Origin of the sequence: Roseateles aquae, assembly GCF_032337115.1 — a bacterium.
In the GTDB taxonomy this organism is placed as follows: Bacteria; Pseudomonadota; Gammaproteobacteria; order Burkholderiales; family Burkholderiaceae_C; genus Roseateles_C; species Roseateles_C aquae.
In genome coordinates this window covers 1,198,191-1,216,130 of record NZ_JAVXZY010000001.1, presented here as the reverse complement: position 1 = coordinate 1,216,130, position 17,940 = coordinate 1,198,191, and the positions used below count along the sequence as shown (strand labels likewise).

The window sequence follows — 17,940 nt, the reverse complement described above, 5'->3', positions numbered from 1 at the left end:
GAAATCGCGTGGGACAGCCGCCCCGCTCAAGTGAGCGCGGCGTAGATGCCCAAGAGCATCAGGACCATGGTCAGCGTCGTCAGGTACAGGATGGCGACGCTGAAGACCCGCCAGCCGGTGCTCCACCAGCGTGTGGCATAGACGCGATGCAGGGCAATCACCGGGTAGATCATGGCCCCCAGCACGGCCAGAAAGGTCAGCAGGCCCGAACCGCTGACGATCAGCGCCAGCATCGCAAACCAGAAGGAATGCAGGTGCAGCGAGCAAACCAGATGCTCGGTGTAGCGGCGCCGCTTGTCGAAATAGATCAGCTTCAACCAGAAGGCGTAGGCCGGCAGCAGCAGGAACATCGCCGAGCCCAGGTGGCTGACGAAGCGCGCCGGCAGCTCGCGCATCTGGCGGGCGATGGCGGCGTTGTCTGAACTGGACAGCAGTTCGGCGCGCTGGCAGATGAAATCGGGCAGGCCCTCGCAGAAGAACTTGCCCTCATGCAAGCCAAAGGCATGGCTGTCCAGGATGCCGATGCGTACCTCGCGCTTCTCGCTGCGGTCCAGTTGCATGATGCCCTGCGCCGCCTTCTCGTCCAGCTCCAGATGGCTGGTCAACTTCAGGAGCACCAGGGCCAGCACGCTGATCGTCAGGTAGAGGCGCACCGGCAGCACGTAGTGGCGCCGCCGGCCGGCAAAGTATTCCAGCGTCAGCTGCCCGGGCAGCAGCAACAAGCGCCACAGGGTGCGCCATAGCGCGCCCTCGGTGGAGATGTAGGCACCGCCGAACTGCTGCAGGAACTCCCACAGCGTCGGTGCCTTGATCTTGGTTTCCTGGCCGCAGGCGCCGCAGAACTTGGGCAGCGGTTCGGACAAGGGCGCGCGGCAGTTGGCGCAGTGGCCGGGCTCGGGCGTGGGCACCACCATATAGGGGCGCAGCAACGACATGAGTTTCATGACAGCAAGGCCCAGAACAAGGCAATCAGCAGCGCCGCCAACAGGGCCACGGCCTGCAGGCCCATGGCCAGCGCGGTGCCAAGCAGCGTGCGCCACCAGGCGCCGCCATAGACCCGGCGCAGCGCCAGCGGGGTGTAGCCCAGCATCAGGGCGGCGGCGGCCAGCGGCAGCCCCGGCACTGGCAGTTCGGCCAGGCACAGCATCAAGAACCAGAAGCTGTGCAGATGCAAGGTGAACACCAGATGCTCGGTGTAGCGCAGTCCGCGGCGCCAGTACAGCAACTTCAGCCACAGCGCAAACAAGGGCAGCAGCACGAACATCGCCCGGCTCATATGGCTGAACGCGCGGGTCTGCGTGTCGTTGAGCAAGCGCACCATGCCGCGCGGATCGGTGTCGAGCTTTTGCTGGAAGCGCTGGCACATCCAGACCGGAAAGCCTGTGCAGATGAACTGCCGCTTCTCCATGCCGGCCATGTAGCTGCCGACGTTGGTGAGATAGAAGCTGCCCCCATCGGCAATGCTCTTGGCCAGCCGTTGCTCTTGCTCGGGCGAGAGCTGCGCCACGCCCAGCAAGGAGGTCGCCAGCACCAGCAACACGCTGATCGTCAGGTACAGCCGCAGCGGCAGCACATAGTGGCGCCGGCGGCCGCGGAAATACTCCAGCGTCAGCGCGCCGGGCAGTAGCAGCAGCTTCAGGCTGCGCCACAGCGCGCCCTCGGTGGAGAAATAGGCGCCGCCGAACTGCTGCAGGAATTCCAGCAGGGTCGGCGCCCGAACCCGTGTCTCCTGACCGCAATGGCCGCAAAAGCGCTGCTCGGCCTGCAGCAGTGGCTGGTCGCAGTTGGGGCAGCAGGGCAGGGCGGCTTGGCTCACGAGGGCAAGGTCAGGCAGGAAATGGGCGGAGTCGGGCCGGGATGCTAACGCCTTTCTCATGCCCTGCCGGCGCTGGACCGCTCGTGCTGCAGACACAAAAAAGCCCGAGGCTTGTGGCATCGGGCATCAAGGGCACTTTCAAGGCCTGCGCCTTGGTGGGTGCCGAGGAGACAATCGTCGGCTGACGAGTCGCGGGCCTCTTGGGCCCGCGGTCTGCAGTCTTAGGCGGCGGCGCGCTTGCTGCTGCGGGCAGCGGTTTGCGAAGCCTTGACGGCCGTGTTGGTCACGGCGTTGAAGTTGGCTTCGGCCACTTCGGTGGCTTGCTTGGCAGCCTTTTGCACGTTCTCGAAGGCGTTGTTGGCAGCGGCGACAGCCGACTTCACCAGGGCCACAGCATTCTCGGTGCCAGCCGGGGCGTTCTTGGCAGCGGTTTCGACCACGGCGTTGAACTTGGCTTGGGCTTCAGCGATCTGAGCCTCGGCAACCTTGGCCACTTCGGCGTTGGTGGCGGTGGCGATGTCATACAGATGGCGGCTGTACGAAGCGGCCTTCTCGGCGGACGGTTGCAGCAGGGCGGCTTGCAGGGCCAGCAGCTCTTGAGCGTCCTTGACCGACAGGGCGGCGGTGGTGGTTTCGGCGGCTTCGCTCAGCGCGGCCTTGGCCACTTGCAGGTTCAGCTCGACCAGCTTTTCCACGCCTTCGAAGGCCTTGTTCGTCAGACCGAACAGGGTTTCGACATTGGCTTTGTGGGCAGCGAAGATTTGATCAGCAGTCAGTACGGACATGGTAGTTCTCCAAAAAAACTGAGCGGATTACCGCGGGGAAACCTCGTGGACCTCGTTCACAGTGTTTATGGTGCACTGCAACATGAATCGAAGTATAGGGTCGGGAAATCGGATTGCAAGTACTTTTTGTGCAGTGCAGCAAAGAATTGCAAATAAGCACTCGAGCCTGTGCAAATTTGCCGCGGGCCTGTTGGAGCCTCGTCGCGGCCGGTGACACGGTGTTGACAGCCCGATGACGGCAGACCGCTCACAAAGCGGCTATCGTGCCGGGCATGCTGGCCTTTCATTCCGACGCCCACGCGCTGGCCCTGCCACCGGGGCACCGTTTTCCGCAGTCCAAATACCGGCTGCTGCGCGAGCATTTCGAGCGCGAACCCGGCCTCTTGCGCATGCAGGCGGCGCCAGCGGCCAGCGATGCCGAGCTGGCGCTGGTGCACGAGCAGGACTATGTCGATCGCGTGCAGCAGGGCCGGCTCAGCGCCGCCGAGCAGCGCGAGATCGGCTTCCCCTGGTCGCCGACGATGGCCCTGCGCTCGCGCCATTCGGTCGGCGCCAGCATCGCGGCCGCGCGGGCTGCCCTGGCCGAGGGCGTGGCCGCCAATATGGCCGGCGGCACCCACCACGCCTATGCCCACAAGGGCAGCGGCTATTGCGTGTTCAACGATGTGGCGGTGGCCGCCCGGCTGATGCAGCTGGAATGGCACCGCCGCCACGGTGCTGCGGCGCCGGGCTTGCGCGTGCTGGTGATCGACCTGGATGTGCACCAGGGCAATGGCACGGCGGCGATCTTTCGCGACGACCCGACGGTCTTCACCTTCTCCATGCACGGGGCCAAGAACTTTCCCTTCCGCAAGGAGGCGAGCAGCCTGGACGTCGAGCTGCCCGATGGCTGTGGCGACGACGAGTACCTGGCCGCGCTGGACCAGGCGCTGGCAACGATCTGGGCGCGTCTGGGGGCCGAGCCGCCGGGGCTGGCCTTCTACCTGGCCGGCGCCGACCCGCACGAGGCCGACCGCCTGGGCCGCCTCAAGCTCAGCAATGCCGGCTTGCTGGCGCGCGACGAGCGGGTGCTCGCGCAGCTGCACCAGCGCGGCATCCCGGTGGCGCTGTCCATGGCCGGCGGCTATGGCCACGATCTGACCACCACGGTGGCCGTGCAGGTGAATACCCTGAACGCCGCGTCGCGCTGGTGGCAGCGCTGGCAGCAAGGCGATGGAAGAATGCAGGCATGAGCGCAAGACCTGCCCCCGACACCCGTGCCGACTACGCCCGCTTCGTGCCGCTGGGCACGCGCTGGATGGACAACGACATCTACGGCCATCTGAACAACGTCGTCTACTACAGCCTCTTCGATACCGCGGTGAACCAGTACCTGATCGCCGCCGGCGCGCTGGACATCCATGGCGGCGCGGTGATCGGCCTGGTGGTCGAGACGCACTGCAACTATTTCGAATCACTGGCGTTTCCGCAGACCATCGAGGCCGGCCTGCGCGTCAGCCAGCGCGGCCGCTCCAGCGTGCGCTACGAGATCGGGCTGTTCGCGCCGGGCCAGGATCGCTGCGCGGCGCGCGGCCACTTTGTTCATGTCTATGTCGAGCGCGACAGCCGCCGCCCGGTCGCCGCGCTGCCCGATGCTTATCTCTCCGCCTTGCAAGCCCTGGAAGGACCACAGCCTTGACTCTCTACGACACGCCCAGCGCCGCCGAGCGCGCCGCCATCGAAGCCGCCATCACCAGCCGCCATTCGATGCGCGCCTTCTTGCCGACCGAGGTGCCGCGCGAGGTGATCGAGCAGATCCTGGAAGTGGCCGCCCGCGCGCCCTCGGGCACCAATACCCAGCCCTGGCAGGTGCATGTGCTGACCGGGGCCGCCAAGGCCCGCTTCAGTGCCCGCATCCAGGCCGCCTATCTGGACCCGGCCGAGCAGGCCAGCCACCAGGAGGAATACGCCTACTACCCGCGTGAATGGGCCTCGCCCTATATCGACCGCCGCCGCAAGGTCGGCTGGGATCTGTACGGGCTGCTCGGCATCGCCAAGACCGACAAGGCGCGGATGCAGCAACAGCACGCGCGCAACTACAGCTTCTTCGATGCGCCGGTCGGCCTGATCTTCAGCATCGATCGCATCATGTGCCAGGGCTCCTGGCTGGACTACGGCATGTTTCTGCAGAACATCATGGTTAGCGCCCGCGCCCATGGTCTGCACACCTGCCCGCAGGCGGCCTTCACCCAGTTCCACCGGTTGATCGCCGACGAACTCAAGTTCGCGCCCGCGCAGATGCTGGTCTGCGGCATGGCACTGGGCCATGCCGACCCGGCCGCGGTGGAGAACAGCCTGGTCACCGAGCGGGCGCCGGTGGCAGAGTTCAGTCGCTTTCTGTCCGAATGAGCGCGTCCGCCGAAGCACTGGCCCGCCTCGGCCCGCAATGGGGCCTGCCCTTTGCCGGCCTGCTGCTGTCCATCGCCTTGTTGCCACTGCTGCGGCCCCATCTCTGGCATCGGCATTTCGGCAAGATTGCGCTGGCATGGGCCGCAGCCTTTGTCGTTCCCCACGCATTCCAACAGGGCGCCGCGGCCAGCGCCGGGCTGCTGCTGCATACGCTGCTGGAGGAGTTCCTGCCCTTCATCATCCTGGTGACGGCACTGTTCACCACCGCAGGCGGCATCTATCTGCGCGGCAATCTGCACGGCAGTCCGGGCACCAATGTGGCGCTGCTGGCAATAGGTGCGCTGCTGGCCAGCGTGATGGGCACGACCGGCGCCTCGATGCTGATGATTCGGCCGCTGATTCGCGCCAACGACAACCGCCGCCACCAGGCCCATGTGCTGGTGTTCTTCATCTTCATCGTCAGCAATGCCGGTGGGGCACTGACGCCGCTGGGCGATCCGCCGCTGTTCCTCGGCTTCCTGCAGGGCGTGGATTTCTTCTGGACGCTGCGCCACCTGTGGCCGCACACGCTGTTCCTGGTCGGCAGCCTGCTGGCACTGTTCTGGCTGATTGACAGCTACTGGTACCGCCGCGAGGGCGTGCTGCCGCAAGACCCGACCCCGGACGATCATGGTTTCGGCATCGAGGGGGGGCTCAACGTCGCCCTGTTGGCCGTGGTCATGGTGCTGGTGCTGATCAGCGGGCTGTGGAAGACCGACGCCGGGCTGCACCTGGGCGGCCAGTGGCTGGCAGCGCCGGCCCTGCTGCGCGATCTGGGCCTGCTGGCCGTCATCGTCTGCTCGGTGCAGCTGACGCCGCTGACGCTGCGCAGCCAGAACCAGTTTTCCTGGGCGCCGATGCAGGAGGTGGCCAAGTTGTTTGCGGCCATCTTCGTCACCATGCTGCCGGTGCTGGCCATGCTCAAGGCCGGCCCGGCCGGCGCCTTTCATGCGGTGGCGGCTGCCGTCAGCGGCGAGCAGGGTCAGGCCTTGCCCTGGGCCTATTTCTGGCTCAGCGGCTTGCTGTCGTCCTTCCTCGACAATGCGCCGACCTATCTGGTCTTCTTCAATCTGGCCGGTGGCGACGCCGCCAGCCTGATGGGTCCGCTGGCCAGCACCTTGGCTGCAATTTCTGCCGGCTCGGTCTTCATGGGGGCCAATAGCTATATCGGCAATGCGCCCAACTTCATGGTCAAGGCCATTGCCGAGGAGCGCGGGGTGCGCATGCCCAGCTTCTTTGGCTATATGGCCTGGTCGAGCGCGGTGCTGATCCCGCTGTTTCTGCTGATGACGCTGTTCTTTTTCGTTTGACTTTCAAGAGTTCTATGAGCGCCAAACCCCAAGTGCTGGTGGCACGCAAGATATTCGCCGACATCGTCGAGCGGCTGCGCGCCCATGTCGACGTCGAGGAGCCGCTCGATGACGAGCCCTTGCCCCAGCCGGAGCTGATACGCCGGCTGCAGGGCAAGCAGGGGCTGTTTGCGACTGGAACGGAGACCATCGACGCCACGCTGCTCGATGCCTGCCCGGCGCTGCGCGCCGTCTGCCTGATGACGGTGGGCTACAACAACGTCGATCTGGCCGCCTGCACGGCGCGCGGCGTGCGCGTCAGCAATGCGCCCGATGTGCTGACCGAGACGACCGCTGATTTCGGCTTTGCGCTGATGATGGCGGCGGCGCGGCGCATCAGCGAATCCGAGCACTATCTGCGCAGCGGCCAGTGGCGGCAGTGGCATGTGGATCTGCTGGTCGGCGCCGACATCCATGGCGCCACGCTGGGCATTCTGGGCATGGGGCGTATCGGCCAGGCGATTGCACGGCGCGGTGCGCTGGGCTTTGGCATGAAGGTGATCTATCACAACCGCAGCCGGCTCGATCCGGCCCTGGAAGCGCCATTGAACGCCCGCTGGGTCGAGAAGGAGACGCTGCTGCGCGAGGCCGATCATCTGATCATCGTCGTGCCCTACAGCCCCGAGGCCCACCACCTGATCGGTGCGGCCGAGCTGGCGCAGATGAAGCCCACCGCCACGCTGAGCAATATCGCGCGTGGCGGCATCGTTGACGATGTGGCGCTGGCCCAGGCGCTGCGCGAGCGCCGCATCGCTGCGGCCGGGCTCGACGTCTTCGAGGGCGAGCCGCGGCTGCACCCGGATCTGCTCACCGTGCCGAATGTGGTGCTGACCCCGCATATCGCCAGCGCCTCGGTGCCGACGCGCCGGGCGATGTGCAATCTGGCGATCGACAACCTGATCGCCGCCCTGTGCGGCGGGGTGATGCGCACGGCGCTCAACTGAGCCTGGTGTCGCCTGCGTCCAGCGCCAGCAGCGCCATCGTCTCGGCGAACCAGGCCTGCACCGCTTCGTGCTTGAGGGCCAGATCGTCGAGATCACGGACAAAGGCCAGCGGGATCAGCCGCTGATGCACCTCGGCCGGCAGATCGCGGGCCAGATAGCGCAGGCCGAAGCCGCGCCGGGCCGGGCAGTGCAAGAGGCGAAGGGCCTCGACCAGCGGACGCAGCGACATCGCCTGGTAGAACTGCAGCGCTTCGACAGCGCGGCCGCGCAGCCGCTCCTTTTTGACGATGTGCTGGAACATCTCGAAGCCGCTGCGCAGCGGTGCCAGCCGGGCGCGGGCCGCGGCGCGGTCGGCCAGCGGGTCGATATGGGCCTCGACCAGCAGGCCCGCGCGGTCCAGCCAGGTGTGGCCCTGGCCGTGCAGCTCGACCTCGCGGAACAGCAGCGGGTCGCTGCGCCTGATCAACACCAGATCAATGACCAGGAATTCCGAGCAGCCCTCCAAGCGGTAGAAGCGCTGCGTGTAGCCGACGCTGCCCTGCACATCGTGGCGCAGCGCCAGCGGCGACAAGGTCTGCAGGCCCTGCTCGACGGCCGTGAACACCGCCTCGACTGCATCGTCTTCCACCACCAGCACCGCATCAATGTCGGACAGTTCATCGCGGTAGTCGAAGGCGGCACTGCCGCCCTCCCAGGCGGCGACCACCGCGGGGATGGTGGGCACCAGCTGGTGCAGGTGTTCGAGCAGGCGGGGGCGGGTCAGCGGCAACATGCGGTGACTGTAGGCGCCATGCGCGTGCCATGGTCAGTGCCAGAGGGCACGGCGATGAAAGCCCGATGGTCTTGCGTCGGCGCCCGCGTCAGCGCTTCAATCCCTGGATGAAGGCGCTGGGCCGCGCCGCGTCGATGATCAGGCTCAGCCGCTGCCGGGCCCGGGTGGCGCCGACGTAGAACAGATTGCGCTCATCGGCCAGCGCCTGGCTGCGCTCAGGGAAGAGCCCGTCAGCCAGCCAGGGCAGCAGCACATGGCCGTACTCCAGGCCCTTGACCTGCTCGACGCTGGCCAGCGTCAGCCAATGGCGGGCCTCGCGAACGCCGTACTGGCGGCCGGCGGCGCGGGCGGCCTGGCGCTGCTCATTGGCCTCGTCGTGCTGCTGCAGTGAGCGGAAGAAGGCCTCGACCGATTCGAAGTGCGCGGCCGAGGCCTGCAGTCCTTCCATATGCCGTTGCAACTCGGCGCGCCGCTCGGGCTCGACAAAGACCTCGCGGGCGATGCCGGGCATGTCCAGCGCCTGCAGGAAATCGGCAAAGGCGCAGGCCTCGCTGCTCTTCTGCACGGCGGCCAGCGCGCGCTGCAGGCGGCGCTGCATGCCAGGGCTGGCGCGCTGCATCAGGGTGTTATTGACGATATCGCCGATCACCATGGCGCTGTCGGCGGCATAGCGGGCGGCTTCGGCGAGGTAGTCGGCATCGCTGGCGTATTCGCTGTCGTCCGCCTGGCGCGGCGGGGTCTGCGTCATCTCGAACAGCGCGGCCGGGATCAGTGCCCGTGTGGCGGCACCGCCCAGCGCATCCCAGCGCTGGCTGGCCACCGCATAGACGGCACGCACGAACAGCACCTCCGGCCGGCGCAGATAGCTGGGAAAGCCCTGGCAGCGGTAGGCAATGCCGGCGCTGTGCAGCGCGTTCTCCAGCAGCACCGATTGCGATTCATGGCGCAGCAGCACCGCGCTCTCGCTCCAGGCGGCCTCGCTGCCGCGCTGGCGGCGCCAGTCGCGCAGCGCCGCGATCACCGCGTTGACGCAGCCCACGTCGCAGCCCTCGTCGCTGCGCTCGTAGTGCAGTGGCACGATGTCGGTGTGCAGGCGCTCGGCGCCGAGCAGGGCCTCGGCCGAGCGGATCGGCTTGTTGCTCAGCTGGCTCATCCACTGCGCCAGGTCCTGGCCGAAACGGTAGCTGGCCGAGAGCCGCGGCCGCGCCCAGGGGCGGCCGGCGGCCTCGTCGAGCGAGCGGCCCATGAAGCGGGCGTCCGCGCCATGCTGGCGGTGGATCACCTGATCGCGGTCGCCGACGGCGCAGATCACCAGGCGGCTGTCGCGCATGAAGACCTGCAGCAGCGCAAACATCGCCGCATTGCAGTCGTGCATCTCGTCGATCAGCAACTCGTCGTAGCGGCCCAAGAGCCAGTCCAGCGGCACCAGCTCTTCTTCGGCCAGCAGCAGCCGGGCGAGGTCGTAGGTGGCGTCGTAAGGGCCGCGGAACAGCGGGTGGGCATCGCCGACGCTCCAGCGCAGCGCCTCGTAGCTGCGCAGCACGCGCAGCAAGGTGTAGTCAATGCCGAGATCCTCGGCGTAGTCGGGGCTGTCGTGGCCGCCATCGCCGTCATGGCTGGGCTGCTGTTCCAGCAGCAGCCGGCCCTTGAGCTGCCGGAACTGGCGCAGATAGGCGGACACGGCGGCATCGCTGTTGAAGGCCGGCAGGGCCAGCGCCTCGCGGTGACGTTCGTCGGGATTCAGGCTGAGCTGCTCGATAGCGTCCCACAGATGTGGGCGCAGCTGCTCGGCACGCTGCAGCCACTGCACTGGATCGCGGCCCTGCTGCACCTCGAGATGGCGTAGCACGCGGCTGGCGTAGTCCTCCACGCTGTGGATGCGCAGCTGCTGGATGCTGGCGCGCGGCAGGCCGAGCTGCTCCAGCTTGTCGCGCAGCGCCTGGCAGGCGGTGTCGGTGAAGGTCAGTGCCAGCAGGCGCTGCGGCGGGCTGCCGGCAGCCAGGCGTTCGCCGATGCGCAGCGCCAGCGTGGTGGTCTTGGCAGCGCCGGCCGCAGCCTCGATCAGGATGCGGGTCTCGCGGCTGGTCTGTATGGCCAGCTGTTCATCGGTCGGCTGCAGCGCCGCCGGCACGAAGCGGGGCGCACTCATGGACGGCGCTGCCGGATGAGACGCACCGGCCGGCTGCCATCATCGGCCAGGCTGCGCGCGCGCAGCTGGCCGCAGCCGCCATCAACATCCTGGCCGGCCGAGTTGCGCAGCTTGGTCAGCACACCGCGGCGGTGCAGCTGGCGGGCAATCTCGGCGGCGCGCTCCCAGCTGGGTCGCTGGAACGGCAGTTCGGGCACGCTGTTGTAGGGAATCATGTTCAGCACGCCGTACTTGCCCTTGAGCAGGCGGACGATGCCGTCGAGCTCGTCCTCGCCGTCGTTGACGCCGTCGAGCAGCGTCCATTGGTACTGGATCGGATAGCCGACCTGGCGCGCATAGCGTTCGCCAGCCTCGACCAGCTCTTCGGGCGTCAGCCGCGGCGCGCGTGGCAGCAGCTGCTCGCGCAGGGCCGCCTTGCTGGTGTGCAGCGACAGCGCCAGCGCCGGCTTGACCGGCCCCTGCGGCAGCCGCTCGAACACGCGCGGATCGCCAACGCTGGAGAAGACCAGATTCTTGTGGCCGATATTGCCCACCGTGCCCATCAGCTCGATGGCCTCCATCACAGCGTCGAGGTTGTGGGCCGGTTCGCCCATGCCCATGAAGACGACCTTCTTGACCGGCCGGCGCTGCCGCGCCAGCACCAGCTGGGCGACGATCTCGGCACTGCTGACCTGGCGCAGCAGGCCGTCGCGCCCGGTCATGCAGAACTGGCAACCGACCGCACAACCGATCTGCGATGAGACGCACAGGCCATCGCGTGGCAGCAGCACCGATTCCACCGTCATGCCATCGGCCAGCGCCACCAGCAGGCGCTGGGAGCCGTCCTCGCCGGGATGGGCCGATTGCACCCGGGCCAGCTGCGCCAGCGCGGCCTCGAAGGCGGGCAGGCCCTCGCGCAGGCTGCGCGGCAGGAAGTCCTCGATCAGGCGCTTGCCGCTGGTCTGCGGCAGCGCCTGGCTCCACAGCCGCAGCACCCGCTGCTCGTGCTTGGGCAGGGCGCCCAGGGCGCGAAGCTGCTCGCGCAAATCAGAGAGGCTGGGGATAGAGATCATGAACGGGTTCCAAGGCGCGGATTCTACGAGCGCTGTTCGCCTGGCGATGCGGGCCGCACCGGCTGCGCTCGCGGCCCTGCGAGAATGGTTCGCATGACGCTTGTTGAACTCTTGCTGCTGGCCGCGCTGGCCCTGGTCCTGATCTTCTTGCTGGTCTTGCTGCGGCGCAGCCAGGGGGGCGGCGAGATTGCCGCGCTGCAGACGCAAGCCCAGGCCCAAACCCAGGCACAGAGCCAGCTCGATGCGTTGGCCCGCCTGGAGCGCGAGCTGCGCGAGGAGTCGCAGCGCGGCAGCGCCGGGTTACGCCAGGACATGCTGGCCCAGCTGGCCCAGTTCCAGCAGACGCTGCTGGCGCAAAGCGGCGATGTGGCGCGCACCCAGAACGAACAGATCGACAGCTTCCGCGTGCAGCTGGGCAGCCTGCAGCAGGCGCTGGCCCAGGGCTTGCAGCAGACGACGCAATCGCTGGCTGCCCAGGCGCTGGCCGCGCGCGAAGCCCAGGACGCCGCCGCGCTGCGCAGCAGCCAGTCGATCAACGAGGCGATGCAGCGGCTCAGCGATGCGATGCGCGAGCAGCTGCAAGCGCTGCAGCAAAGCAATGAGCAGCGCCTGGCGCAGGTGCAGGGCGCCGTCGAGCAGCGCCTGCTGGCGATCCAGCAGGACAACGAGAAGAAGCTCGAACAGATGCGCGCCACCGTCGACGAAAAGCTGCACGCCACGCTGGAGCAGCGCCTGGGTGAGAGCTTCAAGCAGGTGGCCGAGCGCTTGGAGCAGGTGCACAAGGGCCTCGGTGAGATGCAGAACCTGGCCCGCGATGTCGGCTCGTTGAACCGGGTGCTCACCAATGTGAAGACCCGCGGCGTGTTTGGCGAGGTGCAGCTGGCCGCCTTGCTGGAACAGGTGTTCACGCCCGAGCAGTACGCCACCAATGTGGCCACGCTGCCGGGCTCGACCGAGCGGGTGGAGTTTGCGATCAAACTGCCGGGCCAGCGTCGCGACGAAGAACTCGGTGGTGCGCCGCTGTGGCTGCCCATCGACGCCAAGTTCCCGCGCGAGGACTACGAGCGCCTGCTCGAAGCGCAGGACCGCGCCGACGCAGCCGGTGTCGAGGCGGCGGGCAAGGCCATCGAGGCGCGCCTGCGCCTGGAAGCCAAGACGATTCGCGAGAAATACATTGGCCCGCCGCACACCACCGATTTCGGCATGCTCTTCGTGCCGACCGAGGGCCTCTACGCCGAGGCCCTGCGCCGCCCGGGCCTGGTCGAATCGCTGCAGCGCGAGCACAAGGTGATGCTGGTCGGCCCGACCACGCTGCTGGCCACGCTGACCAGCCTGCAGATGGGCTTTCGCACGCTGGCGCTGGAAAAGCGTTCGGCCGAGGTCTGGGAGGTGCTGGGCGCGGTCAAGACCGAGTTCGGCAAGTTCGGCGATGTGCTGGCCAAGACCAAGAAAAAGCTGGAGGAAGCCAGCAACACCATCGACGCCGCCGAGGTGCGCACCCGCGCGATGTCGCGCAAGCTCAAGAGCGTCGAGGCGCTGCCCGATGAGAGCAGCCAGCAGCTGCTGCAGCTGGGGGCTGGCGAGGCGGAGGACGGCGAGGCATGAGCGCCGGCCCGGGGGCGGCAGCCGGCAGTTTCAGGCGCGCTTTTCCCTGGGTCATTGCCACGCTGATCGCCGTCCATGCCTGCATGGCCGTGACCCGGGTGGCGGCCAGCCTCTGGGTGCTGCGCCAGGGCCATGGTGAATGGACGGTGGGCCTGCTGCTGAGCTTGTTTGCGGTGGCGCCGATAGCGCTGGCGATGTGGGCCGGGCAACTCTCCGACCGGCATGGCTTTCATCGCCCGATTGGCATTGCCGTGCTGATGGCGCTGTGCGGCGCCTTGACGGCGCTGGCCTGGCAAACGCTGCCGACCATTTTCTTCAGCTGCCTGCTCAGTGGCGGGGCGCTGTCGGTGGCGGCGGTGGCCATTCAGCGCGAGGCCGGTTTGATGGCCGATGAGCCCGGTGAGCTCAAGCGCGTTTTCAGCTGGGTCGCGCTGGGGCCGGCCATTTCCAATGCGCTGGCGCCGGTGGCGGCCGGGCTCTTGATCGACCACATCAGCTTTCGCGCCGCCTTCGTGCTGGCCGCGCTGCTGCCGCTGCTGTGCTGGGCACTGGCCAGCAAAGTGCCTCGCCATGCGCCCAAGGCCCACGATGCCCACGCCCGCCCACGGCCGGCCTGGGATTTGCTGCGCCTGGCACCGCTGCGTCGGCTGTTGATTCTGAATATCGTGCTCTCGTCCTGCTGGGACGCGCACAGCTTCGTCGTGCCGGTGGTCGGCCATGCCAAGGGCCTGAGCGCGTCCGAGATTGGCCTGGTGCTTGGTGCCTTTGCCTGTGCGGCCACGGTGGTGCGCCTGGCCATTGCCCGGTTCGCGGCGCAGCTGGACGAGATGAAGTCGATGCGGCTTGCAATGGTGCTGGCCACGCTGGTGCTGCTGGCCTATGCCTGGTTGCCGGGGACGGCCGGGCTGATGCTGGGTTCAGCCTTGCTGGGCGTGGCATTGGGCTCGGTGCAGCCAATGGCGCTGGCCGTGCTGCACCAGGTCACGCCGGCGGACCGCCATGGCCAGGCGCTGGGCCTGCGCATGCTGGCCAGCAATGGCGCCACGGTCGGCATGCCGCTGGGCTTTGGTCTGCTGGCTGGCGCGACCACGGCAGCGGCGCCAATGTGGCTGATGGCCGGCCTGCTCGTGCTGGCGCAATGGCCGGCAAGGGCGCTCACGCGTGAGGTGGTCGAGCGGCACTGAGCTGCGCGAAACGCCTTGGCCGGCGGCGCCTTAGCCGGTCGGGCGCCTATTGCTGCGGCCCGTACAGCATCAGCCCGGCCATCAGGCAGGCCAGCGGTTCACGCTCGGAGGCTGGCAATTGGTGCGCCAGCCAGACCCGCCCGGGGTGCAGCACTTCAACGGCTGCCACGCTCTGGCCCCGTGCCGCGTCATCGAGGCGATAGCCCAGCGCCGGCGACTTCAGGCCCTGTTCGACGGCCATGCCGTTGACCGTGCGCCGCTCGGCGATCTGGCTGATGCGGTAGCTCGAGCTGCCGATGCGCGCGCTGCCCTGCAGCGGTTTCCATTCATCATCGAGATCGATCTGCACCTGTTCGCTGCCGCTGCGGCAGGCGCAGCTGAGGTGGGCCTTGTTGTCCTCCAGCGCCAGGCTCTTGAACAGTTGCAGGCCGCGCTCCTGGCTGGTGTATTCGCACTGGGCGTCCCAGTCTTCGCGCCCCAGGTAGCGGTAGCGAAAGCCCTCGCGCTGCTGGCGTGTGCTCAGCGGTCCGATCGCCAGGCCGCCGCCTGAGTCCCAGTCGCGCTTGACCTGGCTGACCTGGTCACTGCCAAGCTTGAAGGACTCGTCGACCAGCAGGCCACGGGCGCTGCTGCGATCGCTGACCTCCAGCACCGCCGCGCGGCCGGCCAGCTCGGGCGGCTTGGCCATGCGCAGGGGATTGCTGGCGCAGCCGGCCAGCACCACTGTGGCGATCGGCAAAGCGATCAGCCAAGGGGGCAGGGCAATGCGGGTCATGGTTTTCGTGAGTGGGTGTAGGCGAGGCATGGCGCGCATTGTGGGAGCGGGCGGGCGGGGTGGCGTGCCCAAGCCCGGCGTGGTAGCGCGGCACGACACTTTCGGTACTGCCTGATGCACCGCAGGCGGCGTCACAATGCGGAGCGGCCGGGCGATGGGCTTGGGCCGCGATCGATCACTTGTCCCGCAAAAAAGGTAGAGCTTTCATGTTCGTGCTTCATTTCAGCCCCAAGCCTCTGAATCAACAGCTGTTGGCCGTGTTGATCAGCACGGCGCTCGCGGGCGGCGCGCTGGCCGCGGCTGGCGCCGAGCCGAGCAAGCCCGTGGCGGGGGCTGCGGCGAAGGGCGCGGTCAAGCCGGCAGCCAAGAAGGCGCCGGCCGCGCCAGCCGCTCCAGTCATGATCGAGGCACAGTTCGTGCGCGAGCTGGGCGGCATCAGCGAATACAGCCTGCCCAACGGCCTGCAGATCCTGCTCTTCCCGGATGAGGCGCAGAGCACCAGCACCGTCAACATCACCTACCGCGTCGGCAGCCGTCATGAATCGCAGGGCGAGTACGGCATGGCCCATCTGCTGGAGCATCTGGTCTTCAAGGGTACGCCGTCGAACAAGGACATCCCGACGGCGCTGGCCGAGCGCGGCGTGCGCTTCAACGGCACGACGACCAACGACCGCACCAACTACTTCGCCAGCTTCAACGCCAATCCCGACACCCTGGCCTTCATGCTCGGCCTGGAGGCCGACCGGATGCGCAACTCCTTCATCGCCAAAAGCGATCTGGACAAGGAGATGAGCGTGGTGCGCAACGAGTTCGAGCGCGGCGAGAACGATCCGATGCGCGTGCTCAGCCAGCGGGTGCAGGCGGTCGCCTTCGACTGGCATGCCTACGGCCATTCGACGATAGGTCCGAAGAGCGATATCGAGAATGTGCCGATCGAGAAGCTGCAGGCCTTCTACCGGCGCTATTACCGGCCCGATAACGCGACGCTGCTGGTCGCCGGCCGCTTTGACCGCGAGGCCACGCTGAAGCTGATTGCCGAGCGCTTCGGCCCCATCGCCAAGCCGGCCGAAGCGATTCCCGAGCCTTATACCGAAGAACCGGCGCAGGACGGCGAGCGCAGCGTCGTCGTGCGTCGCATCGGCGGCCAGCCGACGCTGCTGGCCCACTACCATGTGCCGGCCATTGCCCATGCCGACAGCGCGCCGCTGCTTGTGCTGAGCCTGCTGATGTCGATGCAGCCCAGCGGCCATCTGTACAAGGAACTGGTCGAGAGCAAGTTGGCGCTGGGCGCCGGTTTGGGCGGCTTGGGCGGGCAGGCGCCCGGCAGCGCGCAGGCGATCGCGGTGCTGGCGCCCGGTGCCGATGTGTCTGCAGTTGAGAACAAGCTGCTTGCACTGGTCGAAGGCCGCGCCGGCCAGCCCTTCACCGAGGAGGAGCTGGCCCGGGTGCGCGAGGTGGCGCTGCTGTCCTACCGGCAGCAGATGAAGAGCCCCGAAGGGCTGATCCAGCAGATTTCATCGCTGCTGGGCGCCGGCGACTGGCGCCTGCTGTTCCAGCTGATGGATGATTTGCCCAAGGTCACGCTGGCCGACGTCGAGCGGGTGCGCAAGGCCTATTTCAAGCCGGCCAATCGCACGCTGGGCCGCTACCTGCCGGCCAGCGAGGTCGAGCGGGTGCAGATCCCGGCCGCACCGCCGCTGGCCGAGCGCCTGGCCCTGCTGAAGCCGCCGCCGGTGGTGGAGCAGGGCGAGCGCTTCGAACCGACACCGCAGGCGCTGGAGTCGCGCACCCAGCGCAAGACCCTGCCCAGCGGCATCGAGCTGCAGACGCTGGCCAAGCAGACCCGCGGCAATAGTGTGACGCTGCAGCTGCAGCTGCGCTGGGGCGAGCCGCGGGCGACCACGGCCGCCCTGGGCACCACGATGGTTGGCCAGCTGCTCGCCGAGGGCAGCACGCATTGGGACAAGCAGAAGCTGCGCGACGAGATGGTGCGACTGAAGGCCAATCTGAACGTCAGTGCGGGCAATCAGGGCGCCACGCTCTATCTGAGCGCCGAGCGCGACACGCTGATCGAGGCGCTGCGCATTGCCGCCGAGCTGATGCGCGAGCCGCGCCTGCCTGCCGATGCCTTCGAACGGCTGAAGCGCCAGGGCCTGGCCGCATTGGAAGGTTCGCGACAGGAACTCCATACCATGGCTGCCGAGGCCAACCGCGCCCATATCAATGCAGCCGGTGGCTACCACCCCGGCGACCCGGACTACCGCCCCAGCCTCGATGAACGGATTGATGAGCTGCGCCGCACCACGCTGGCCGATGTGCAGCGCTTCCATCGCCAGTACTGGTCGGCCGATGCGGCACGGGTGGCCGTCGTCGGCACGCTGCCGGCGGGCCTGGACGCGGCCATCGAGCAGCTGTTTGGTGATTGGAAAAAGACCGATGCGCCGCGCTTCCAGCGCCATATCGCCGCAGCGCTGAAGTTGCCGCCGGCCCGCTTCGACGTGCAGGCCACAGACAAGGCCAATGCGACGCTGCAGATGGTGCAGAGCTTCGAGCTGAGCCGCCAGGATGCCGACTACCTGCCGATGATGCTGGCCGTTCATGTCTTCGGCGCCGGTGGCATGGAAAGCCGGCTGAGCACCCGGGTACGTCGCCAGGAGGGGCTGAGCTATGGCGTTGGTGCAGGCCTCAGTGCCGACTACTTTGGGCGCAGCGCCAGCCTGGAAATCTCGGGCAGCTACGCGCCGCAGAACCGCGAAAAGATTCTGGCCGTGATCCGCGAGGAAGTGCTGGCGATGAGCGAGCAGGGCCCCAGCGAGGCCGAGCTGGCCCGCGCCAAGCACGATGTGCTGGAGGGCTGGAAGCAGGGCCGTGCCGACGATGGCCGCTTGGGCGGCGCGCTGCTCTGGTATGCCGAGCTGGGCAAGACCTGGCCCTATGAGGCCGAGCGCGAGGCGCAGCTGCAGGCGGTAACGCTGGAGCAGCTGCGCGCCGCCTGGCGCCGGCTGATCCGCCCCGAGGCTTTCGTCGTCACCACTGCCGGTGACTTTGCCGGCGCCGCCGGCAAGTAGGCTGTGCGGCCTGG

The 17,940-nt window shown here is 67.6% G+C and carries 15 protein-coding genes; 8 read left to right on the top strand and 7 right to left on the bottom strand.

The genetic code is table 11. The features are described from left to right. Positions 1 to 26: 26 nt before the first annotated feature. The 3 genes from RQP53_RS05245 to phaP all read right to left on the bottom strand — a co-directional run bounded on the left by RQP53_RS05245 (position 27) and on the right by phaP (position 2,601). On the bottom strand, positions 27 to 944 hold the full coding sequence (locus RQP53_RS05245; protein WP_315649142.1) for a DUF3667 domain-containing protein: 918 nt from the start codon (positions 942 to 944) through the stop codon (positions 27 to 29). Beyond that, on the bottom strand, positions 941 to 1,816 hold the full coding sequence (locus RQP53_RS05240; RefSeq protein ID WP_315649140.1) for a zinc ribbon domain-containing protein: 876 nt from the start codon (positions 1,814 to 1,816) through the stop codon (positions 941 to 943). The genes RQP53_RS05245 and RQP53_RS05240 overlap by 4 nt, the downstream gene beginning before the upstream one ends. Positions 1,817 to 2,037: 221 nt before the next feature. After that, positions 2,038 to 2,601: a TIGR01841 family phasin gene (gene phaP / locus RQP53_RS05235; RefSeq protein WP_315649138.1), complete on the bottom strand. Its 564-nt coding sequence runs from the start codon at positions 2,599 to 2,601 to the stop codon at positions 2,038 to 2,040. 272 nt (positions 2,602 to 2,873) lie between these two features. Between phaP and RQP53_RS05230 the strand changes: the two genes are divergently transcribed. From RQP53_RS05230 to RQP53_RS05210, 5 genes are read left to right on the top strand one after another with little or no spacing between them, the layout of a single operon-like run. Beyond that, positions 2,874 to 3,833, top strand: a complete 960-nt coding sequence (locus tag RQP53_RS05230) for a histone deacetylase family protein (RefSeq protein ID WP_315649136.1) — start codon at positions 2,874 to 2,876, stop codon at positions 3,831 to 3,833. Next, the gene (locus RQP53_RS05225; protein ID WP_315649134.1) at positions 3,830 to 4,279 is read left to right on the top strand and encodes an acyl-CoA thioesterase; all 450 of its coding nucleotides are present in this window, start codon (positions 3,830 to 3,832) and stop codon (positions 4,277 to 4,279) included. The genes RQP53_RS05230 and RQP53_RS05225 overlap by 4 nt, the downstream gene beginning before the upstream one ends. Beyond that, the gene (locus RQP53_RS05220) at positions 4,276 to 4,989 is read left to right on the top strand and encodes a nitroreductase (RefSeq protein ID WP_315649132.1); all 714 of its coding nucleotides are present in this window, start codon (positions 4,276 to 4,278) and stop codon (positions 4,987 to 4,989) included. Before RQP53_RS05225 ends, RQP53_RS05220 begins: the two co-directional genes overlap by 4 nt. Further along, a complete protein-coding gene (locus RQP53_RS05215) occupies positions 4,986 to 6,338 on the top strand; it encodes a sodium:proton antiporter (RefSeq protein ID WP_315649130.1) in 1,353 nt (450 codons plus the stop codon). The genes RQP53_RS05220 and RQP53_RS05215 overlap by 4 nt, the downstream gene beginning before the upstream one ends. Positions 6,339 to 6,352: 14 nt before the next feature. Beyond that, positions 6,353 to 7,321 carry a 2-hydroxyacid dehydrogenase gene (locus RQP53_RS05210; RefSeq protein ID WP_315649128.1) on the top strand — a complete coding sequence of 323 codons (969 nt, stop codon included), beginning with the start codon at positions 6,353 to 6,355 and terminating at the stop codon, positions 7,319 to 7,321. Here the strand turns inward: RQP53_RS05210 and RQP53_RS05205 are convergent. The 3 genes from RQP53_RS05205 to RQP53_RS05195 all read right to left on the bottom strand — a co-directional run bounded on the left by RQP53_RS05205 (position 7,314) and on the right by RQP53_RS05195 (position 11,294). Continuing rightward, the gene (locus tag RQP53_RS05205; protein WP_315649126.1) at positions 7,314 to 8,093 is read right to left on the bottom strand and encodes a hypothetical protein; all 780 of its coding nucleotides are present in this window, start codon (positions 8,091 to 8,093) and stop codon (positions 7,314 to 7,316) included. The genes RQP53_RS05210 and RQP53_RS05205 overlap by 8 nt on opposite strands. Before the next feature lie 88 nt (positions 8,094 to 8,181). Then, positions 8,182 to 10,242, bottom strand: a complete 2,061-nt coding sequence (locus RQP53_RS05200) for a UvrD-helicase domain-containing protein (RefSeq protein WP_315649124.1) — start codon at positions 10,240 to 10,242, stop codon at positions 8,182 to 8,184. Beyond that, positions 10,239 to 11,294, bottom strand: coding sequence for an RNA methyltransferase (locus RQP53_RS05195; protein ID WP_315649122.1), 1,056 nt, complete (start codon positions 11,292 to 11,294; stop codon positions 10,239 to 10,241). Before RQP53_RS05195 ends, RQP53_RS05200 begins: the two co-directional genes overlap by 4 nt. An 84-nt stretch (positions 11,295 to 11,378) precedes the next feature. Here RQP53_RS05195 and RQP53_RS05190 point away from each other — a divergent pair, with 84 nt between their 5' ends. Both RQP53_RS05190 and RQP53_RS05185 read left to right on the top strand, forming a co-directional pair. Next, on the top strand, positions 11,379 to 12,899 hold the full coding sequence (locus tag RQP53_RS05190; RefSeq protein ID WP_434064051.1) for a DNA recombination protein RmuC: 1,521 nt from the start codon (positions 11,379 to 11,381) through the stop codon (positions 12,897 to 12,899). Continuing rightward, a complete protein-coding gene (locus RQP53_RS05185; protein ID WP_315649118.1) occupies positions 12,896 to 14,083 on the top strand; it encodes an MFS transporter in 1,188 nt (395 codons plus the stop codon). Before RQP53_RS05190 ends, RQP53_RS05185 begins: the two co-directional genes overlap by 4 nt. Positions 14,084 to 14,129: 46 nt before the next feature. On the opposite strand, the gene RQP53_RS05180 is transcribed toward RQP53_RS05185, so the two are convergent. Next, complete coding sequence (locus RQP53_RS05180) at positions 14,130 to 14,858, bottom strand: hypothetical protein (RefSeq protein WP_315649117.1); 729 nt, start codon at positions 14,856 to 14,858, stop codon at positions 14,130 to 14,132. A 206-nt stretch (positions 14,859 to 15,064) separates the two neighbouring features. Here RQP53_RS05180 and RQP53_RS05175 point away from each other — a divergent pair, with 206 nt between their 5' ends. Further along, on the top strand, positions 15,065 to 17,926 hold the full coding sequence (locus RQP53_RS05175; protein ID WP_315649115.1) for a M16 family metallopeptidase: 2,862 nt from the start codon (positions 15,065 to 15,067) through the stop codon (positions 17,924 to 17,926). The last annotated feature ends 14 nt before the right edge of the window (positions 17,927 to 17,940 follow it).